The sequence below is a fragment of the Chlorogloeopsis sp. ULAP01 genome (assembly GCF_030381805.1).
Lineage (GTDB): Bacteria > Cyanobacteriota > Cyanobacteriia > Cyanobacteriales > Nostocaceae > Chlorogloeopsis.
The window spans coordinates 76693-95783 of the sequence record NZ_JAUDRH010000017.1; the positions used below are offsets into that span (position 1 = coordinate 76693).

Sequence of the window (19091 nt, forward strand, 5' to 3'; positions counted from 1 at the left end):
CTTACCAAGGCTGCGTGGTTGGGCCAATCGTAAATTCATTCACGTTTGTGTCTTCTGGCTGGTCAATTACAAACGCCACAACATTGGCGACTCGATCTGGTGAGATGCCATATTGCTCATACAACTGTGTCATTTTTTCAACCACATCTTGGTCGGTAATCCGATCTAACAACTCAGTGTTAATTGCAGCAGGATAAATTGTCGCAGTACGAATGTTAGTCCCCTCTTGAGCAGACTCCATGCGTAAAACTTCCATGAAATCGCGCACGAACCATTTCGTCCCACCATACACCGCACCACCTGGATAAGCTTTTAATCCAGCAACCGATGAAGTTGCGATCACATGCCCAGACTTTTGGCTAATAAACGTTGGCAACACAGCAGCGATACCATTTAGTACACCCTTGATATTGACATCAACTGTTTGATTCCATTCATCAGTTTTCAATGCAGAAAGTGGAGAATTTGGCATTATGCCAGCATTCAAGAAAATAACATCAACGCCTCCAAATGTTTCCTTGGCAAGCTTGACGATCGCAGCGTTATCAGATGAGTTAACCACATCCATCACCTGATAGACGGCTTGTCCGCCAGCTTTTTGAATTTCATCAACCAGTGGTCTCAATTGCTGCTCGCGTCGTGCACCTAATACGACTTTAGCGCCTTTACTTGCAAGCAATTTCGCACTTGCTTCACCAATCCCTGATGATGCGCCGGTAATAATCACAACTTTGTCTTTAATCATCTTATTCCTCGTTTTGTTAAGTAACTCAACAGACTGTTCAACAGTAGGAAGCACACGGAACTGCCTTTTCAATGGCGCTCCATTCTACCAGGCGTAGGCTTTAGGTGCCTCGCCACCGGGGCCGGGCCAGATCTCGTCGAGCCGCCGGAGTGTCTCGTCCGAAAGGGATATTTCTAAGACCCGCAGACTCCCAGTTATTTGCTCCACGGTGCGTGGCCCGATGATCGGAGCCGTGACGGCAGGATTGTGCAACAGCCAGGCCAGTGCGACATCCGCAGGGCTTTCACCAAGCTCCTGACATAGTGCTTCATAAGACTTTAGCTGCTCAAGATGCTGCTTAATCTGCTGCTGCATTCGCGAGTCGGCTCTGCGACCCTCGACGGCATTCAACACCCCGCCCAGTAGCCCACCACCGAGAGGACTCCAGGGAATGACACCCAGACCATAGTGCCGACAGGCAGGGATCACCTCCAGTTCAATCGTGCGGGCGTTCAGGTTATAGAGACTCTGCTCGGACACCAAGCCCATGAAGTGGCGACCCTTGGCGGCGCATTGTGCAGTAGCGATATCCCAGCCAGCGAAGTTGCTGCTGCCGACGTAGATCACCTTGCCTTGCTGTACCAGAAGTTCCATTGCCTGCCAAATCTCCTCCCAAGGTGTGTGTCGATCAATGTGGTGCATCTGGTAGAGGTCGATGTGATCGGTCTGCAAGCGACGCAGGCTGTCCTCGCAGGCTTTTCGGATGTGGTACGCCGAAAGGTGGCGATCGTTTGACCCGGTACCCATCGGCTGGTACACCTTGGTTGCCAGGACAATCCGCTCACGCCGCCCGCTTTGGGCCAGCCACCGCCCAATGATCTCCTCGGAGATGCCGTAGCCCTGCTCCATGTCCGGGGACTGCGGGCCACCGTACACATCCGCGGTGTCGATGAAGTTGATTCCGGTCTCCAGAGCCTCGTCCATGATCTCGAAGCTGGTGGACTCGTCCGTTACCATGCCGAAATTCATGGTACCCAGAGCGAGCCGACTGACCAGCAGCCCGGTGCGCCCGATATGCTTGTACTGCATTTTGATCCTCCTCTTCTAAATCTTGTTGCTAGTTGCTCGCTTACCAACTGAGGTGCTGATTGAAAAAGGATGCAAGCTTGTCCCACGGGATCAGGTTCACCCGATCGTACAAATCGACATGTCCCGCATTCGGCACGATGTGGAGTTCCTTTGGCTCGGCTGCGCGTTTGTAGGCATCTTCGCTGAACTCCCTCGAATGTGCGTTGTCCCCCGTGATGAACAGCATCGGACGAGGCGAAATCGTCTCAATGTCGTTGAACGGGTAGAAGTTCATGAATTTGACGTTGCTGGTAAGCGTCGGGTGTGTTGTCACTTTCGGCGACGAACCTTTGGGGGTGTACTCGCCTCTGGGAGTGCGGTAGAAATCGTAAAATTCACGCTCAATAGCGGTGGAGTTCTCGTTCAGTTCATGCACAGTTCCGCTTGTATATTTGATCTCGCCGCCCGTGAACTCCGCATAGCGTTGTTCAGCCGCCTCTGCGATGACTTTTTTTCTCTGTTCGAGGGTCGTAGAATGCCTCAGCCCGTTACGGTTGGCTGCACCCATATCGTACATACTGACTGTCGCAATGGCCTTCAGGCGCGGGTCGATCTTGGCGGCGCTGATGACGAAGCTACCGCTACCGCAAATCCCAAGAACGCCAATCCGGTTCCTGTCAACGAATGACTGGGTACTCAGAAAATCGACCGCCGCACTGAAATCCTCGGCATAAATATCTGGCGAAACAACGTTGCGGGGCTGCCCCTCACTCTCGCCCTAGAAGGATAAATCGAGGGACAAAGTGACAAATCCCTGGTCAGCCAGTTTTTGGGCATACAGATTTGCGCTTTGTTCTTTGACTGCGCCCATTGGATGTCCGACAATGATTGCCGGATTCTTAGCGTTCTGATTCAAGGTTTTGGGAATGAAGAGATTCCCCGCAACCTTCATGTTGTATTGGTTTTTGAACGTAATCTTTTGCATAGTTACTTTATCGCTCTTATAGAAGTTGTCCGCCCCCTTGACCACAGCAGACTGTTGTACGGGTGCTTGGGATCTCTGACGCGAGATCTGTGTTTTGTCGAGCGCGAATGCTGCCGTTGTGCAGATTGCACTAATCAAGAGGGTTGGTATTAAAACGCTGTGTTTCATTCAGTTGTCCATAGGTGTGGGTTTATCTAGCGGGTTCGCTTCGGTTCGATAGTCGTCGTCAGCAGTTTCATTTCCGTACCCTCTTTATTGCGATTGAAGCTCGATTGTCACTTTTACAGAACCAGGCACATTAAAAGCATCGATGGCACCATCTATTTTTCCGAGGATAACGAGTCCGTTGGAGTATCCAAAATCTCTATAAAACATCGCCAAATTCCCCCAGGGAGCGTAATAAGCAATATCTCCAACAGCCGGATCACTGCCTGGGGGTGCATCTTCTGTAGATAATTTTTTTGACAGATAACTGATTTTTTCATTTCTCGCGTAATCTTCTAACGTCAGCGTTAATGGCAACAGGGAAATAAAATCCTGAGTGGTTTTGCTGTCGATCAAAGTGGCTGTAACGACTTCGTTTCCGGCCTTGATGTTTATCTTCATTCTGTTTGCCTGCTCAGTTGATATTTCATTTGGTATCTTTGACGGGGGGCTAATGGTCATACTGTTATCGGCACGGCAGGCTGAGTAACTCAGGGACATCAACAGGGCGAGAACCAAAATCAGCATTCTTTTCTGGCAATTTTTCCCCTTGGTGGGAAACCCTCTCCAAAGCATTAAGCTCTTCCTCTATACTGCTCATCGCTGACCTGTTCCATCCAGTCCACAGCCCTACCGTCGAGCTGTTCCTGAATGACAATATGAGTCATGGTTGTGGTGGCTGTAGCTCCGTGTCAGTGTTTCACTCCGGGTGGAATCCAGATGACATCACCAGGTCTAATCTCCTGAATTTGACCGCCCCATTGCTGAACCCAGCCAACTCCAACCGTCACATAAGGGTTTGCCCCAAGGGATGGGTGTGCCATGCGGTTCGGGCACCTGGCCCGAAGGTGACACTTGCGCCAGATGCGCGTGACGGCTCGTGCACCGGAAAAAGAGGATTGATGCGGACAGAACCCGTGAAATAGTCGGCAGATCCTTCAGTGGAAGGCTGCGAACCGTTCCGCGTGATCTCCACTTTCTGTAAGCGATCGCCAGATGAGACTTGTGTATGCCCTGCCTGCGCAAACCCCAAAGCCAATAAGGAAAATGCCATAACAGGCATCGTGAGACGTTTCATTTCTGTTCCTCCATGTTTGTGCTTAGTCATGCAAAGCTTTCCTACAGTGAGTGATGCCTACTGTGGATTGGGATGATGCTTCTTGTGCAATTCTGAGAAGCGATTGACCAAACAAACCTGAGTTTTCTCTTGGATAAAAGTCCAGACGCTTACCAGAAGCCGGAATCACTTTTCATTGCTTTAACTTCATTCTATGAATCCTGAAAGGCAAGCAATAGAACGATCGTCTAAGATCGTTGTACAATCCTGCACGCCTTACACTCGTTTCAGATCAAGTCACGCTAGATTCTTATACAGGGCTGGTACTACCAAACCCTTGCCGAAGCTTGATGTATCCAAAAGTTTGTTTAAATCGGTATTAGAAATGAACGTTGCAAGAACGAGTGAAAAGTCCGGTAGAGCCTTGATGAATGACCTTCAGACTCTTCGCGAGGCAGACCGAGCGCAAGCCAACCGAGAGGAACTAACGGAGCGAATTGCTCAAGCGATTCGTCAAGATGGAGCGATCGAGCCACTGAAAGGATTGCACTTCAACCGTTCCTCTTCCCCTTCGGAATGCTTTCATAATGTCTCTATTCCTGCCTTTTGTGTGATTGCTCAAGGCAGCAAAGAAGTCCTTCTAGGCAGCGATCGCTATCAGTACGACCCAATGCATTATTTGCTGGGGACGGTCGAACTGCCGATTGCCAGCCGAATTCTAGAAGCAACCCAGGAAAAACCGTACCTGGGTCTTCGTCTCGATCTCGACCCTACCCTGGTTGGTTCAGTCATGGTTGAGGCAGGCTATCCTTCAGCCCAAAGGGGTGCTAGTGTCAAAGCGATCAATGTTAGTCCATTGAATGCAGACCTGTTGGATGCTGTGGTGCGGCTTGTCAGACTGCTCGATTCCCCGGCTGAAGCGCATGTGCTTGCACCCCTGATCAAGCAGGAGATTATCTACCGACTCCTGATGGGAGAGCAAGGTGCTCGGCTGCGTCAGATTGCTGTTTTGGGTGGCTACACGCACTACATCGCCAGAGCCGTCGATCGACTGCGGAAAGACTTCAACCAGCCGATCAAGATTGAAGACATCGCCCGAGAGTTAGGTATGAGTGTGTCAGGCTTTCACCACCACTTCAAATCGGTCACGGCAATGAGTCCCTTGCAGTTCCAGAAACAACTGCGACTTCAGGAGGCTCGCCGTCTGATGCTGGGGGAAAACCTTGACGCTACCAGTGCTGCCTACCGGGTGGGGTATGACGATGCTTCGCACTTCAACCGGGAGTACAAGCGGCTGTTTGGCGCACCACCGATGCGCGATGTGGAGCGGTTGCGAGAAGCTGTGAGTGAAACTGCTAGTTCAATACAATCTCCTCAAGACACCCGGCATCTTGCCAGAAATCACTAAAATATTGTGGAGATAACTCTGTGTAGCACACTGTATGCTGAGTGTTCTTGTGTCTTAGATAGTGCTGAATCAATCGTGTATCGTGCCCATTATTGATGAGCTTGTATCCGCAACCTGTTGTCACTACAACCCCATGTTTCATTATCTCTGCTCAAATCAACTTGCGAGTATCGGCTTATTATCTACGAACAGTATGTGACAGTATGTGTAAGCCATCCAGTTCATATTATTACCCAGAATTTGAAACTTCTATTGACCTCAGTGCATGAATCGTTAGCTTTCCTGAAGTAAATCACCCTTCGTCTTTACCTGAGAAACGGTCAACTTTATATTTCATACACTAACTAAAGTATCTTCCTTAATCCAGACATACTTTCGGTGGGTTAACTCTGCGGGTTAACAGGCTTGCTACTCTATCTCTATTGGAAAATTTTTGAAAACAGGATAGTAGCCGAGGCGTTAGCATTCATTTCCAATTTAAGATTGTTATTTTTTACACGGACTTACGTCCAAATAAAGAAGAGAAAGCACTATAGCTAACGCTCAATTCTTTAAGAAGTAACTCTCACATAGGAGATAAAAATTATGGCTACTAAAACCAAAAAAGTTAGTTTAATTGATGACAACGCAATGGGTATTTACAAAATTGCTGACTACAACGAGCGTAAGTTTAAAGCAGTCTACTACGGGCTACAAGAAACCTGGGGTAAAACTATCCAAGCACAGTCACAGACTAACTGGAATAAAACACAATGGGATGCTTTTAAAGCTCGATTTATTGCTACGTTCGGCTCAGTGGAAAACCTCAAATACAGTGTACAACAAATGGTTGACTATTCCATTAAGCACTTCAACAAAGACTTAGAAGAACTACTCGAAGTCAACAAACGTACTTGGCTACAACGCGAACGTTTATTAGCAAAATAATCACAAATCATCTGATTTTACAGAAAATCTCGCTCATACAGAGTGGGATTTATTTTTTTGACTAATGCTGACGCAGCTAAAAGCGAAACACTCATCAAGAAAACAACTATGGCTGCTAATAAATCTACTAAAGCTCAAGCTGCTACAGTCGATGATTCAACAATGGAGCAATTCAAGATTGAATCATTCGACGTGCGTAAATACAACACAATTTTCTATTCAATTCGTGACCTTTACGGACGCGAATCACAACGGCAACTGGGGTCTGACAATTTCGATTGGAAAGCTTTTAAGCTTCAGTTTGAAATTTGTTTTGGTCGTCCTGAAGATTGTCGTTACACCACAGAACAATTATTGAATTTCGCCAAATACAAATTCAACATGAGTTTGGAAGACTTGTTAGCTTATAACCGTAAATCATGGGAACTCCGCAAAAGACGAGAACAACAATATGCAGACATGGAGCAAATTAACTCTGTAATTCAGCACATTCCAGAAATTAACAATTCTCACGTTGATTGCTCCCAAATGCTAGAGCAACAGCCATACTAAAATCTCAAAGAATCAGTTAGAAAGTACTGTTTTATGCAGCACTTCACTCTAGCTGATTCTTTTTTTAGTACATTGATTTTTGTCTGAACCTGTCAAACATTCTCGTTTACAGCAATAAAGGTACTAGGCCGCTCACAAGGCGTAAAGTTATACTTACGTTTGACTTCTTCACCTGCATTATTTGTATTACCTTCAACAGATTTATTTATCGGTACAACTTCAGAGCGTATATAACCAGTTAACTTATCAAACTGAATAATCATGTGCTGGTGGAAAGCCCAAACATCCGCCATCCTATTGCCCATACCAGAAGATATTTCATCAGGTATAAAAATATTAGCGTGCCAGGATACTTTCATCCCCTCTTTCTGGAAGTAAGCATCTATTTCAGGACGAATGTAGTCCGCAGTTCCTCCGCAAAATACCAGTTCTTCAATATCCTCATCCATCTTCGAGCGCAACCACCTAGCGATCGCACGCCAATATTCGTCTCTGGCAAGTAATAAAGCTTTGGACATCGACTCTCCATCAAGTTGAATCTCATCAACTTTGCGCTTGCGCGAGAGTTTTTGCATCACCTGGGGGTCACAACTGGCTCCAGCTTCTATCAGTACCTCAATAATATTGGAATTATCAGGGCTTAGTCCCGATGTTTTGGAAATCAAATTATTTACTAACCAAGACATACCAAAATTGCTAGTTATTCCTGCGCCAATCGAACCACTCCGAAAGGTGAAAATACTCGCGTTGCGATAACCAAGCATTACGTACATCGAAACAGGTACACGATCGCCAAGCGTTCGCCTACGGTGGAAAAATATCCCGCTACCTTCAGACGCTGCATCATAGCGAAGCATTTTCACCCGCATTTTACCTGCCGGTGTCTCAAACCCTCGAAACACATCCTTCAACCGAATTTGTAACTGTTCCTTGTCTTGTACCTCACCCGGCGGCAGCAAGACACTCAAGTAAGCTGCAACATCATTACCCAGGTTCAACTTCTCCTTAGCCAGCCAAAATGCTCCGCAAATTTTGGGAATTGCTAGTTCATACTTTAACTCCCTCAGTTGCGATATACCCCCAAACCGACGACGAGCAAGTTCTCCCAAGGCGAAATACTCATCGCCTATCCCTACCCAAGCACGAGATTCAGGACTACCTTCAGGTTGGACGCTTTCAACTGAGGCTTTAGCAACATCCGCTATTTCTGAGTCTAAAAGTAAAACAACAGGCTTTCCTTCTGGATACTCCTGAACGATAGCCTTAGTTTTACTTGCACCCATGTCAATCGTAATTACTATCTTTTTTACGTCTATTTTCTCCTTAATTTTAGGCATATATATTGATGTTTTATTAACTTTTACTATTGTTATTAATTTAACTGAAATAGGAATAATGCTATAGTGCAAAACACTTTCTTTACAGGGATTAACAATTTTTTTACATACAAAGTAAGTAGAGAAAAAACCATTACGATCATTTTCTTCTATAACGCTAATACCAAACCAAAACTGTAGATTCTAAGTGAATTAATGTATTAAAAATTTCTTCAACACACGCTGGTGAAATTACCTCCTGTATTATGAACAAATTACCCCAATTACACCCTAATTCTGTATCAACTAAAAGTTGAATTAGAAAATAAATTAGTCTTTGGCTTGTTAAATAAACAATGTAATTGTGATTATTGCACCCAGTATTACCTCAATCATCCCCACACTTACCGGGGCGTGAGTATCAATGGAACAGAAAACCGGGATAAGAAAATTGAGTTGAAAAACTAGAAAAAACCGTCGCCATGTATATACATAGGTGAAAGGATTGAAAATGCGTCACTATTCTCGCCTGCCATGTATATACATGATAGTTTTGTTACATAACTTAAGAACAGGAAACCGGGATAAGCCCTCAACCCTACAACAAATCATCAAATTCTTCACGAGCATTAGGGTCACGCAAGGGACGCAGTTCTCCTTTCAAAATGGGTTCTGCCAACAAGAAATAATAACAACCCAGCATATTAATATGTTTGCGTCCCAACGGAGAGAGTCGGGCAATGTCTTCTCTATTTGTTGCCTGACCAAGAGAACTTAACTCATTGACTGCGGCATCCATATAGTAAGTATTCCACAGCACAATCACATTCACAACTAAACCCAACGCCCCCAATTGGTCTTCTTGACCCTCACGGTATCTTTGGTGGATTTCACCCCTTTGACCATGAAAAACCTTTCGGGATAAACTGTGACGACTTTCACCACGGTTGATTTGAGTCAAAATGCGACGGCGGTATGTCTCATCATCAATGTAGGATAGCAGATATAAAGTTTTGATAATCCGACCCAATTCACCAATAGCTTTGGCCAAAGTAGAAGGTTGATTACCCCGTTGCAAGGAACGCATTAAGTCAGTTGCGTTAACCACTCCCAACTTCAGAGAACCAGCCACCCGCAACATATCATCCCAATTATTCGCAATCAGGTCAGTATTAATCTTGTTTTTCGTCAATCCATCCAGCGCACCATAGTGAGCAGAATTGTCGATGCGCCAAAACCGGGACTCACCAATATCTGCAATTCTCGGACTGAACCGATAGCCAAGAAGCCAAAACAAACCAAATACAACATCGCTATAACCCGCAGTATCAGTCATGATTTCCAAAGGCTGGAGAGGAGTCAATTGCTCTAACAAACCCGACAATAAAAACAGCGAATCACGCAAAGTACCAGGAATGACAATCCCGTGGAAGCCAGTGAACTGGTCGCTAGTAAAGTTGTAATAAGTAATACCCTTACCTACACCAAAATACTTGCTATTGGGTGCAGCATTAATAGGAGATCGAAAAATTTCAGGTTCTCACGCAATTTTGATACTGGTGGCGAAATATTGCTTAACAAATAAGTTGGCTCCATCAAGAGTTATTTAGGATCTAAAAGACGATCGCAAGAGGTATCGTTCGATGTCACTGCATCCACAACCGGGCTATACTGTACCAGCAGAAACCGCTAAAGTTGCCAAAGCTATTTTTCCGAAGAGTAACCTCTGCATCACGATGGCAGATCGCCTTAGCTGCTTCCTCAGTGACCAAGATTTTAGTACATTGTTTTCTAATCAAGGGCAACCTGGAACGTCTCCGCTGCGATTAGCTCTGGTAACAATCTTGCAGTACATCGAGGGACTCACAGATCGTCAAGCCGCTGATGCCGTCCGAAGCCGAATTGATTGGAAGTATCTCCTGTGTTTAGAGCTAACAGATAAGGGGTTTGATCACACTGTTTTGAGCGAATTTCGCACTCGCTTGATCGCTCAACAAGCTGAAAGTTTAGTGTTTGATCGACTCCTTAGCTGGTGTCAACAACAAGGTTGGCTTCAAGCAAGAGGTCGCCAACGGACAGACTCCACGCATGTCCTCGCGACCATTCGAGCAGTGACTCGACTTGAATGTGCTGGAGAAACGTTGCGGGCGGCGTTGAATGCACTGGCAGTTGTTGCCCCTGCTTGGTTACAAGCTCAAAGTCAGCCAGAATGGATCGAACGTTATAGTGAGCGCATGGAAGACTATCACTTACCCGTCTCAAAAGCGGGACGAGAGCAGCAAGCACAGGTGTATGGCGAAGATGGCAAACGACTGCTCGATGCCATCTTCGAGGGCAACAGTCCAAATTGGTTACGTCAGGTTCCTGCGGTCGAAACACTTCGACGAGTTTGGGTGCAGCAATACTATGTATGCGACAACACGATTCATTGGCGAACAGAGCAGGGGATTCCACCCGCCACCGTGATGATTAGTTCACCCTACGATTTGGACGCTCATTATTCAAAAAAGCACACAACCTCATCTCGACTTTATCCATTTTTGCAAAATGCGATTCTCCGAAGGAGCATTATGAAAGCAAGCGATCATAAAACAAGACGAGTTTAAGCCAGAATCCATAACATAAAAATAAAGCTTTACGGGGTCAAGTTGACTTCTGCAATACGCTGAAAATTAAATACTTATGCGTGCATCTCCCCGTGAATACTACAATACCTGTTGAAATCGTCACTATCGTCCTACCGTTCGCTACGATTTTTACCAAGCCAGTTTGGAGTCATGCCCAAATTTTATTAGTGGGAGCGATTTTAACAACAGGTAAACGTACTATTACTTCGGTACTTGCAGTCATGGGAGTGAGCAAGGAAGAACACTTTCGCGCATTATCATCGCGTATTAAATCGTGCGGTGTGGTCAAATTTAGAAGCAAGCAGAGTTTTACTGATAATGTTGGTAGCAATGTTTGTGCCAAGTGGTCCGATCATCATGGGTATAGACGATACAATTGAACGTCGAAAAGGTCAGAAGATTAAAGCCAGAGGTATCTATAGAGATCCTGTGCGCTCAAGTCATGGTCATTTTGTCAAAGTCAGTGGTTTACGCTGGCTGGTAATGATGTTACTAGGAGAACGTACTGTTGATATCTGTACCGGAGTCGCTGTTTGGTATCACACTGGATTACCTGTAGTACCCATTCGTTGGGTATTAGTACGTGACCCCAATGGAAAATTTGAACCGCAAGCTTTGTTGTCTACCAACCCACAATATCAACCGAAACAAATTTTAGAGTGGTTTGTGCGCCGTTGGCAAATGGAAGTAACTTTTCAAGAAGTTAGGAAACATTTAGGTATGGAAACACAGCGTCAGTGGTCGGATTTGGCCATTGCGCGGACAACACCTGTACTACTAGGATTATTTTCTTTAGTAACTATATTGGCGCATCATTTACAAGCCCATTATTCTTGGAAAACTCGACAAACTATTTGGTACTCAAAATCGTTGCCTACTTTTTCTGACACACTAGCTCTAGTACGCCGATTTTTCTGGGCTGCGACTTTTTCGACATCATCTGAATCAACTGAAATTGTAAAAGTCCCTCGTACCTTATTTGAACGTTTGAGGGATATTGCTGTTTATGCCGCTTAATTGGATAAAGTCGAGCTTAGACGAATTTTGAGGTGTTGGAATGCTCAATCCATCAATTGGCTATCTGCGGCTCACTAGCTTTTCGGACTACACAGATAGTGGTTTAATTTGCAGATGCACTCAAGGAACTTGAAACTGCGCTCGACTGAGTCTTCACTGCTCCTAAAAAGCTTCAAGGGCTTGTGATTACTTTCCCTTTGTTGTGCGGGCTGCCGAACATGAAACCCTTTAAACTAAGAAGTTCTTTCTTTTGACAGATTTTCAAAATTCGCTTGCGCTCTTTCTGACAACGCGATCGCATGTTTTTTTGACATCGCCGTAGCTCAACGCAAAGGTGAAATACAACCAAACTGTATAGTTAATGATTTCGGTGAGAAGGCGATGGCGGATGTGCACTAGAGGTAAGGAACCGAGGGGTATCCAGATTCTACTATCTGCTGCTACCTTCATTAACTTGACAATGCCTTCGACGGATATCCCGCCAGATTTGTGTAGCAGCAAGCGCTCCATCAGCTGCTGCAATAACTACTTGATTTAGTCCGACTTTGAGGTCCCCAATTGCAAAAATTCGGGGATGGGAGGTACAAGCCATCTTATCCGTAACCAAATTACCACCCTGCTTTTCCAGATTGAATCCTTGGAGATAATCGGCGTGATATTTTGAACCCATTGAGATTAATCCAGCTTCTAACTCAATCACTGTACCATCTTCCAGTTCTACTCCACTCATCTGGTGGTTCTTGCCCAAAAATTGCTTAATAGGTGTTTCCACCAACTGATAACCATATTTCTGTAATTTCTGACGCAACTGGAATTCCACCTCAAATTTCCCCTGGGTAAACAAAGTAATGTAAGGTGTAAACCAACCAAGAGGAAAGACTACTTCTGCATTACTGTTGCTATTTGCAAACACACCTACCTTTTTGTTTGTCATTTCATAGCCATCGCAGATGAGACATACGTGCAGATTGTACCCAGCATAATCGTAAACATTTTGCGTATTTTCCATCTCTGCCAAGTAGTCAATAATACCACTAGCCACAATTAGGTATTTGGAACGAAAGGTTTGATAGACGCTATCTTGCCTGCCAACTTTGACGTGCACGGCAAAGGTTTCTCCTTCATCTACTACTTCTTCCACATAACCATCAAGAAGGTCTCCGCCAAGGGATAAGTAATGTTCTCTACCTTGCTTAAGCAGCGTGCGACCAGGTGTGTCTGCAGGCAAACCCACGTAATTGTGCAGTTCTTGCATCCAGAATGATCGGGCTTTGCCTTTATCGATAATTAGACTGGAGAGGAGATAACGTTGTAGATAAATTCCAGCAGACAAACCGCCTGCTCCGCCACCAACAACAATTGCATCATAAATGTGGTCAGTATGTTCTGCAAGAGTTCGTTTTGTGAGTTTCATAGCTTTGTCCTCATAGCAACTTGAATTTTAAATAGGACATTGACAAATTTAAGATTTAATAAGGACGGCAACGAACTCAAGAATGCTGCCATTGTTGATAACCAGTAGGTAAAAAGCACAGAGATAGTAGGGGATGTAGGTTATGACGGAGCTAAGTTGGTCAAAGATCACAAGCGGTATCTCTTGGTTGAGTTGTGATCGCTTATCTTAGTGCCATTTTATTATGAGGCTTTAAAGTCATAGGATTTGTAGCGAGCAATTTGGTAGTTGTAGAACTTTTTCTGTAAAGACATGATTATCCTACACCTCCAACAATTAATTGGTAAATAATAGTCAAATTAACTTTTTGGTTTGCTTAGTAAAGCGCAAGTATTATTTTTAAATCTCAAATGTTGTAGAAATAACATGCATCAGCATCGGATGGGCAACATTGCTGTTGCGATTTAAGTAATATCGTTTATAGGCGACGACTCTGAGCGCTTCTTCATAGTGAATGCCCGCCTGCTGGAATACCTCAAAAACTTGGGTTGCAGCACAATGCTGCCGCCACGGCTATCGAGTTGATGAAGAGAACGTTCGTAAATCATTACGTCCCAAGCAATTGCTCAAAGCAAAACTCCTGCCAACAATCTGTCTAGCAATCTGCCAATGATGAATGAACACGCGTTTTCCTAAAGATTGCATTTTTCATATTCTCCTCGGCATTGCTTTTAGCATTCTCAGCGTGGTTTCAAGTCATGATTACGTAGAGATATCTATTGTTCCAAACCGGATACCTGCGATGCCGATAAGCAGGAGCCCAGCAAGACAAACACCTGTCCACTGAAAAGCGCTCCAACCATAAGTTCCAACGACCGATCCCAAAGATGCGCCTAAAAATGTGGAGACCATGAACACGGTATTAAGTCGGCTGCGAGCATCGGGAAGCAAGCTATACACTTTGACTTGATTGGCAACTAAAGCACCTTGGCTACTCAAGTTGAGTAACATGCTACCCACGATTAAGCCCCACACCTGAGTTTCAAATTTCCAAAAGATTAGATACGCTGCAATTGAAGCTACGAGCGCCATGCCGACCATTGATCGTAGGGTCTTTGCTGTTCCACGAGCGGCAATTTGTCCTAATACCGGAGCTGCTAAAATTCCTCCAATTCCAACGAAGCCGAACAGACCAACCACATTACTGCCATATGAGTAAGGAGGGCGCGTTAACAAAAACGCCAATGTTGACCAAAACACACTCAATGCACCAAACAGTATCGCTTGAATTAAACTGGCTTCGCGAAGGACGGGCTGCGATTTCACTAATCCCCACAGCGATTGCAATAATTGTAAATAGGTCAGCTTTAGGGTGGGCTGGCTTTTCGGCAGCAATTGAGCAGACGCGATCGCTAATGCAGTCATCCCACCACCCGCGCTCCAATAAATACTGCGCCAGCCATATTGTTCTCCGAGCCATCCACCTACTGGTCTTGCAAGCAAGCTGCCGACAAACAAGGCACTCATCAGATTACCTACGATTTTGCCTTGTGCATTCGGTGGAACTAACTCAGTGGCAAACGGCAGCAGAATCTGCGCGACAATCGTCGTTGCTCCAATTCCATAGCTTGCCACGACTAAACTGTTGAGGTTTGGAGAGAGTGCAGCTATAATCAAAACGCTTGCGGTGATGAGTAGCATCGTCACAATTAGTTGCCGACGCTCTAGTCGATCCCCTAACGGAACGAAAAGTAGCAGTCCAGACGCATACCCCAGTTGAGTGAGTGTGGGAATCCAGCCGACTTGATCGGCACTGGCATTGAAACTTTCAGCAATCGCCGCAAGTATCGGCTGATTATAGTAAAGATTGGCAACGGCAACGGCACACGTAATTGCCATTAACCAAAACATTTGAAGGGTCATACGGATTCAACTTAAGCGTCTTTTGCAAGTTCTTGATCAAAGCAAGCAAGCTGTTGATCGATCGCACCAGGTAATAGGTAAAATAAGGAGATAGCACCACACAAAAGAAGGCTGAGTGTCGCATTAACCAACGCTAAGGTTGCAGCCAAAGAATATGAAATTGGATAGCCCATGCTCCAAATTGACGCTTGACGAACAATATGTCGTTGAATCAAGTTTTCGCTCTTGATATACCTATTTAGAACGTAAAACCAAAGTGCATTGTAAACATATCCAGTAATCGCGAGTGAAAACCCATAAAAGCCAACAATGCTTGGATACTGGCTGTACTGCCCCACAATCGCTGTCGAGCATGGAATAAATGCAATACACATTAACAGAAATAAATTCAGCGTTAACGTGATTCGATCCACCCGTTTGAGAAAATGAAATAGGGCATGGTGATTTAGCCAAATCACACCAATTACAATGAAACTCGTTGCGTAAGTCAGGACATGTGGCACAAGATGTAAGAGTTCTCGCCAAATCGCTGTCGGCGAAGCATGAGAAAGATCAGCAATCCGAATTTCAATCGCGAGTAGAGTCGCTGCGATCGCGAATACGCCATCACTGAATGCCTCGAAGCGGTTGAGACTCATCAGTGATGTTCGCTGTTGAATGAAAGACTGAGACATTAAGCCATTTCCTTCAAGTATTTATGCACAAAGGTTACTGCCATTGCTCCTCACCCACTGCCGAAGCTACACGCTTGACGGAATCATGCCGAACATCCCCAGCAGCGAAGGAACCTGGAACACTGGTTTCAAGATTTTACCGGGCGTGTTGGATAGTGGAGAGAACTTTTGCTTAGTTGATGTACTATCGGCGACTGGTTATCGATTACGAGACTTTACCATCAACTGCCGAAACCTTCATTTATGTAGCAATGATTCGTATTATGGTTAGGCTAATCGCCTAACAATTGAGACTTTTCGTACATTCTCTGAGCAACTCCTTCAGCATAAGCCTGATCTGCCTTGGCAAAATGTGCAAGTTGTCTTTCGATGATAAATTGTGGTACACCCTTCATTGAGTCTGCAATGTTGCCGAATAGCCGCTGTTTTGAGTCTTCTGGCAACAATCGAAATAGATTACCTGCTTGAGTGTAATCGTCGTTGTCAACGCGGTGATCGTAACGATCTGCATCACCAAAAATCTTCAATGGTGGTTCCTGATACTGTGGATTTGCTACTGGCCCCCCAAAGCTATTTGGTTCATAGTTAACCGACCCACCATCATTACCGTCAAAACGCATCAAGCCATCACGGTGGTAGGTATGCGTTCCAGTTGCATGGGGACAGTTCACTGGCAAACTTTCATAGTTGACACCCAGTCGATAGCGATGGGCATCAGTGTAGGACAAGATGCGTGCCTGAAGCATTTTATCTGGACTAAAGGAAATTCCCGGCACGACGTTGGAGGGAGCAAAGGCAGCTTGTTCAATTTGGGCAAAATAGTTTTCTGAATTGCGGTTGAGTTCAATGATTCCCACTTCAATAAGAGGGTAATCTTGATGTGGCCAAACCTTAGTTAAGTCGAAAGGATTGTAAGGTGTCTTTTGTGCATCCGCTTCTGGCATAATCTGTACAAAGAAACGCCATCTGGGATAGTTACCCTGCTCAATCGCATAGAATAGGTCACGCTGAAAACTTTCGCGGTCTTCTCCAATAATCTTAGCGGCTTGCTCATTCGTGAGGTTGCGAATACCCTGTAGAGTTTTGAGATGAAATTTGACCCAAAAACGCTGATTGTTTGTGTTAATTAAACTAAAAGTATGGCTACCATAGCCATTCATATGACGATAGCTTGCAGGTAATCCGCGATCGCTAAACAGAATTGTCACTTGATGCAGACTTTCAGGTGAGAGCGACCAGAAGTCCCACATGGCAGTAGGATTACGCAAATTGGTTTTGGGGTTGCGCTTTTGGGTGCGGATGAAATCGCTGAACTTGAGCGGATCGCGCACAAAGAAGACTGGAGTGTTGTTCCCGACTAAATCCCAGTTACCTTCTTCAGTGTAGAATTTGAGGGCAAAGCCACGCACATCTCGCTCCGCATCAGCAGCACCACGTTCGCCTGCCACTGTGGAAAACCTAACGAGAACTTCGGTTTGTTTGCCAACTTGTGAAAAAAGTTTTGCCTTTGTATATTGTGTAATGTCATTTGTAACGGTAAAAACACCATAAGCTCCAGAACCTTTAGCGTGAACCACCCGTTCTGGAATGCGCTCACGGTTGAAGTGGGCCATCTTCTCAATCAAGTAAAAGTCTTGCATGAGCAGTGGGCCTCGTGGTCCGGCTGTCAGGGAGTTTTGATTATCAGCAACTGGTATTCCTGCATCTGTAGTCAATATCTTTTTATTTTGATTCTCGTCCATGATTGAAGTTCCAATAATTTTGTAACGCTTTTGTTAGAGGATTTTGTGTCAACACATATCCTGGTTAGGATTGATTGATGGGCAGACGAACCTTAAAGCTTGTGTTGCTTGGTTCCGAAAACAAGCGAATGTCTCCGTGATGCTGAAACACTACAATACGATAGGCAATCTCTAAACCTAATCCCGTCCCTGCACCGACCTCCTTCGTTGTAAAAAACGGCTCAAAGATTCGGGACTGAATCTCCAGAGGAATGCCTGGTCCATTATCTGCTATCTCCACCAGCACGTAGTCAATCTCTCGTGCAGTGCGCACCCAAATCTGCCCAAATTCGCCTAGTGCATCGATAGCGTTGTCAATTAGATTCGTCCAAACCTGGTTGAGTTCGGTGCCATATGCACTAATGCGCGGCAGATTCGGGTCGTACTCGCGTGTTACAACAATGCCGCTCTTCTTTCTTAGTTTATAACTGAGGATGGTTAGTGTACTTTCAAGACCCTCATGCACATCTACCTCTTGCAGTGAGGATTGATCCATGTAGGAGTACGCCTTAACAGCCTTAACTAGCTCGGAGATGCGAGTAGTACCCTGTTTGAGCACATCCAGCAGACTTATTACACTCAGCGTTGCCTCCAGCCACTTCAGCACATCGCTAAGTGCATCGACGCTCAAGTGCGATCTAATCAATTCCAATTCAGTAGTGTTAATTCCAGCTGCAACTAGGGTAGAAACGAAGGTCCATCCATCGGCAATATCGTGATCTTCCAGCCAGTTCGCTAATTCGTCTTCCAGCTTAATTTGAGTCAACGGATCTAAACGGTTGGGAGTAGTGAAGTGCTCAATAGCATCACGCTTTAGCTTCGAGAGACACTGGAGTTGAACTGGCGTGAGGTGTTGCTCAATCGGTCTAAGTGCAAGGGCTTCTAATATCGCGATTGGAGTGCGCAACTGTTCCGCAACCCGATGTACTGCTGATGCTGGATTATTGATCTCATGAGCAAGACCAGCAGCTAGTGTACCCAAGGATATGAGTTTCTCGTGCTGTTGAGATAAGACCTGCAACTCTTGCATTCGCCTTGCCATACAACCAAGTATAACTTTTCTAACTGACGGACAGATTACGAGCATCTGCCAAAAATCGTCTTTTTTTATACAATACACATGGCTTCTGCATACTGCTTGCCCACTTGCCAAGTGAACGGTACCCGTAAGTAGAGGAACTTCTCCTAAAAACATACCAGTATCGTATGTATTTAAAAAAAGCTCCTGGTTATAAATCTTTCTCGAAATCCGCACAGTTCCTTCGAGTACCACATAAAAGAGTTCGACTGGCTCTCCTTGATTAAACAGCATTTCTCCTGGATTCAGCCAGACCTGAATACCCTGCGTTAGGTACTGAAGTTGCTCCTCTGTTAATTCTTGAAACAGGGGTATTTTACGTAATGCCTCAAGCATCGCAAGAACCTAGACAGTTTC

At 45.2% G+C, this 19091-nt stretch carries 19 protein-coding genes and 2 pseudogenes; 7 read left to right on the top strand and 14 right to left on the bottom strand.

The window, feature by feature from the left end:
* Nucleotide 1: 1 nt before the first annotated feature.
* The 7 genes from QUB80_RS28585 to QUB80_RS28615 all read right to left on the bottom strand — a co-directional run bounded on the left by QUB80_RS28585 (nt 2) and on the right by QUB80_RS28615 (nt 3805).
* Nucleotides 2-799 carry an SDR family oxidoreductase gene (locus QUB80_RS28585; RefSeq protein WP_289792852.1) on the bottom strand — a complete coding sequence of 266 codons (798 nt, stop codon included), beginning with the start codon at nt 797-799 and terminating at the stop codon, nt 2-4.
* Nucleotides 800-829: 30 nt separating this feature from the next.
* Nucleotides 830-1813: an aldo/keto reductase gene (locus QUB80_RS28590; protein ID WP_289792853.1), complete on the bottom strand. Its 984-nt coding sequence runs from the start codon at nt 1811-1813 to the stop codon at nt 830-832.
* A 40-nt stretch (nt 1814-1853) separates the two neighbouring features.
* Nucleotides 1854-2528: an alpha/beta hydrolase gene (locus QUB80_RS28595; protein WP_289792978.1), complete on the bottom strand. Its 675-nt coding sequence runs from the start codon at nt 2526-2528 to the stop codon at nt 1854-1856.
* A 42-nt stretch (nt 2529-2570) separates the two neighbouring features.
* Complete coding sequence (locus QUB80_RS28600; protein WP_289792854.1) at nt 2571-2945, bottom strand: alpha/beta hydrolase; 375 nt, start codon at nt 2943-2945, stop codon at nt 2571-2573.
* An 84-nt stretch (nt 2946-3029) separates the two neighbouring features.
* Nucleotides 3030-3383 (bottom strand): cyclophilin-like fold protein, encoded by a 354-nt coding sequence (locus tag QUB80_RS28605; protein ID WP_289792855.1) that lies wholly within the window; start codon nt 3381-3383, stop codon nt 3030-3032.
* Between the two features lie 64 nt (nt 3384-3447).
* Complete coding sequence (locus tag QUB80_RS28610; RefSeq protein WP_289792856.1) at nt 3448-3582, bottom strand: hypothetical protein; 135 nt, start codon at nt 3580-3582, stop codon at nt 3448-3450.
* A gap of 91 nt (nt 3583-3673) precedes the next feature.
* The gene (locus tag QUB80_RS28615) at nt 3674-3805 is read right to left on the bottom strand and encodes an AraC family ligand binding domain-containing protein (RefSeq protein ID WP_289792857.1); all 132 of its coding nucleotides are present in this window, start codon (nt 3803-3805) and stop codon (nt 3674-3676) included.
* 117 nt (nt 3806-3922) lie between these two features.
* On the opposite strand from QUB80_RS28615, the gene QUB80_RS28620 reads away from it, so the two are divergent.
* The 4 genes from QUB80_RS28620 to QUB80_RS28635 all read left to right on the top strand — a co-directional run bounded on the left by QUB80_RS28620 (nt 3923) and on the right by QUB80_RS28635 (nt 6925).
* On the top strand, nt 3923-4135 hold the full coding sequence (locus tag QUB80_RS28620) for a hypothetical protein (protein WP_289792858.1): 213 nt from the start codon (nt 3923-3925) through the stop codon (nt 4133-4135).
* 288 nt (nt 4136-4423) lie between these two features.
* On the top strand, nt 4424-5446 hold the full coding sequence (locus tag QUB80_RS28625) for an AraC family transcriptional regulator (RefSeq protein WP_289792979.1): 1023 nt from the start codon (nt 4424-4426) through the stop codon (nt 5444-5446).
* A 585-nt stretch (nt 5447-6031) separates the two neighbouring features.
* Nucleotides 6032-6373, top strand: coding sequence for a hypothetical protein (locus QUB80_RS28630; RefSeq protein WP_289792859.1), 342 nt, complete (start codon nt 6032-6034; stop codon nt 6371-6373).
* A gap of 57 nt (nt 6374-6430) precedes the next feature.
* On the top strand, nt 6431-6925 hold the full coding sequence (locus QUB80_RS28635) for a hypothetical protein (RefSeq protein ID WP_289792860.1): 495 nt from the start codon (nt 6431-6433) through the stop codon (nt 6923-6925).
* A 92-nt stretch (nt 6926-7017) separates the two neighbouring features.
* On the opposite strand, the gene QUB80_RS28640 is transcribed toward QUB80_RS28635, so the two are convergent.
* Nucleotides 7018-8262: a ParM/StbA family protein gene (locus tag QUB80_RS28640; protein ID WP_289792861.1), complete on the bottom strand. Its 1245-nt coding sequence runs from the start codon at nt 8260-8262 to the stop codon at nt 7018-7020.
* Between the two features lie 577 nt (nt 8263-8839).
* Nucleotides 8840-9757, bottom strand: a pseudogene (locus QUB80_RS28645) (Tn3 family transposase); the annotation flags it as partial.
* Nucleotides 9758-9884: 127 nt separating this feature from the next.
* Between QUB80_RS28645 and QUB80_RS28650 the strand changes: the two are divergent.
* Nucleotides 9885-10763, top strand: a pseudogene (locus QUB80_RS28650) (transposase); the annotation flags it as partial.
* 384 nt (nt 10764-11147) lie between these two features.
* Nucleotides 11148-11885 carry a hypothetical protein gene (locus QUB80_RS28655; RefSeq protein ID WP_289792862.1) on the top strand — a complete coding sequence of 246 codons (738 nt, stop codon included), beginning with the start codon at nt 11148-11150 and terminating at the stop codon, nt 11883-11885.
* A 430-nt stretch (nt 11886-12315) separates the two neighbouring features.
* Here the strand turns inward: QUB80_RS28655 and QUB80_RS28660 are convergent, their stop codons facing one another.
* Nucleotides 12316-13299, bottom strand: coding sequence for an NAD(P)/FAD-dependent oxidoreductase (locus QUB80_RS28660; RefSeq protein ID WP_289792863.1), 984 nt, complete (start codon nt 13297-13299; stop codon nt 12316-12318).
* 493 nt (nt 13300-13792) lie between these two features.
* Between QUB80_RS28660 and QUB80_RS28665 the strand changes: the two genes are divergently transcribed.
* Nucleotides 13793-13951, top strand: coding sequence for a hypothetical protein (locus QUB80_RS28665; protein WP_289792864.1), 159 nt, complete (start codon nt 13793-13795; stop codon nt 13949-13951).
* Between the two features lie 89 nt (nt 13952-14040).
* Here QUB80_RS28665 and QUB80_RS28670 read toward each other — a convergent pair whose 3' ends face one another.
* From QUB80_RS28670 to QUB80_RS28690, 4 genes are all read right to left on the bottom strand, one after another.
* Entirely contained in the window at nt 14041-15201 is a 1161-nt protein-coding gene (locus QUB80_RS28670) for an MFS transporter (RefSeq protein WP_289792865.1), read from the bottom strand.
* A gap of 11 nt (nt 15202-15212) precedes the next feature.
* Nucleotides 15213-15875, bottom strand: a complete 663-nt coding sequence (locus QUB80_RS28675) for a TMEM175 family protein (RefSeq protein ID WP_289792866.1) — start codon at nt 15873-15875, stop codon at nt 15213-15215.
* 272 nt (nt 15876-16147) lie between these two features.
* Nucleotides 16148-17617 carry a catalase gene (locus tag QUB80_RS28685; RefSeq protein ID WP_289792867.1) on the bottom strand — a complete coding sequence of 490 codons (1470 nt, stop codon included), beginning with the start codon at nt 17615-17617 and terminating at the stop codon, nt 16148-16150.
* Nucleotides 17618-17681: 64 nt separating this feature from the next.
* Nucleotides 17682-19070 (bottom strand): ATP-binding protein, encoded by a 1389-nt coding sequence (locus tag QUB80_RS28690; RefSeq protein ID WP_289792868.1) that lies wholly within the window; start codon nt 19068-19070, stop codon nt 17682-17684.
* Nucleotides 19071-19091 lie beyond the last annotated feature (21 nt).

Excerpts from the sequence above, each read along its gene's own strand:
- QUB80_RS28660 (WP_289792863.1), bottom strand. The coding sequence starts at position 13,299 with ATGAAACTCACAAAACGAACTCTTGCAGAACATACTGACCACATTTAT.
- QUB80_RS28685 (WP_289792867.1), bottom strand. The coding sequence starts at position 17,617 with ATGGACGAGAATCAAAATAAAAAGATATTGACTACAGATGCAGGAATA.
- QUB80_RS28615 (WP_289792857.1), bottom strand. The coding sequence starts at position 3,805 with ATGGCACACCCATCCCTTGGGGCAAACCCTTATGTGACGGTTGGAGTT.
- QUB80_RS28690 (WP_289792868.1), bottom strand. The coding sequence starts at position 19,070 with ATGCTTGAGGCATTACGTAAAATACCCCTGTTTCAAGAATTAACAGAG.
- QUB80_RS28630 (WP_289792859.1), top strand. The coding sequence starts at position 6,032 with ATGGCTACTAAAACCAAAAAAGTTAGTTTAATTGATGACAACGCAATG.
- QUB80_RS28625 (WP_289792979.1), top strand. The coding sequence starts at position 4,424 with ATGAACGTTGCAAGAACGAGTGAAAAGTCCGGTAGAGCCTTGATGAAT.
- QUB80_RS28640 (WP_289792861.1), bottom strand. The coding sequence starts at position 8,262 with ATGCCTAAAATTAAGGAGAAAATAGACGTAAAAAAGATAGTAATTACG.
- QUB80_RS28675 (WP_289792866.1), bottom strand. The coding sequence starts at position 15,875 with ATGTCTCAGTCTTTCATTCAACAGCGAACATCACTGATGAGTCTCAAC.
- QUB80_RS28610 (WP_289792856.1), bottom strand. The coding sequence starts at position 3,582 with ATGAGCAGTATAGAGGAAGAGCTTAATGCTTTGGAGAGGGTTTCCCAC.
- QUB80_RS28665 (WP_289792864.1), top strand. The coding sequence starts at position 13,793 with ATGCCCGCCTGCTGGAATACCTCAAAAACTTGGGTTGCAGCACAATGC.
- QUB80_RS28600 (WP_289792854.1), bottom strand. The coding sequence starts at position 2,945 with ATGAAACACAGCGTTTTAATACCAACCCTCTTGATTAGTGCAATCTGC.
- QUB80_RS28670 (WP_289792865.1), bottom strand. The coding sequence starts at position 15,201 with ATGACCCTTCAAATGTTTTGGTTAATGGCAATTACGTGTGCCGTTGCC.
- QUB80_RS28605 (WP_289792855.1), bottom strand. The coding sequence starts at position 3,383 with ATGAAGATAAACATCAAGGCCGGAAACGAAGTCGTTACAGCCACTTTG.
- QUB80_RS28590 (WP_289792853.1), bottom strand. The coding sequence starts at position 1,813 with ATGCAGTACAAGCATATCGGGCGCACCGGGCTGCTGGTCAGTCGGCTC.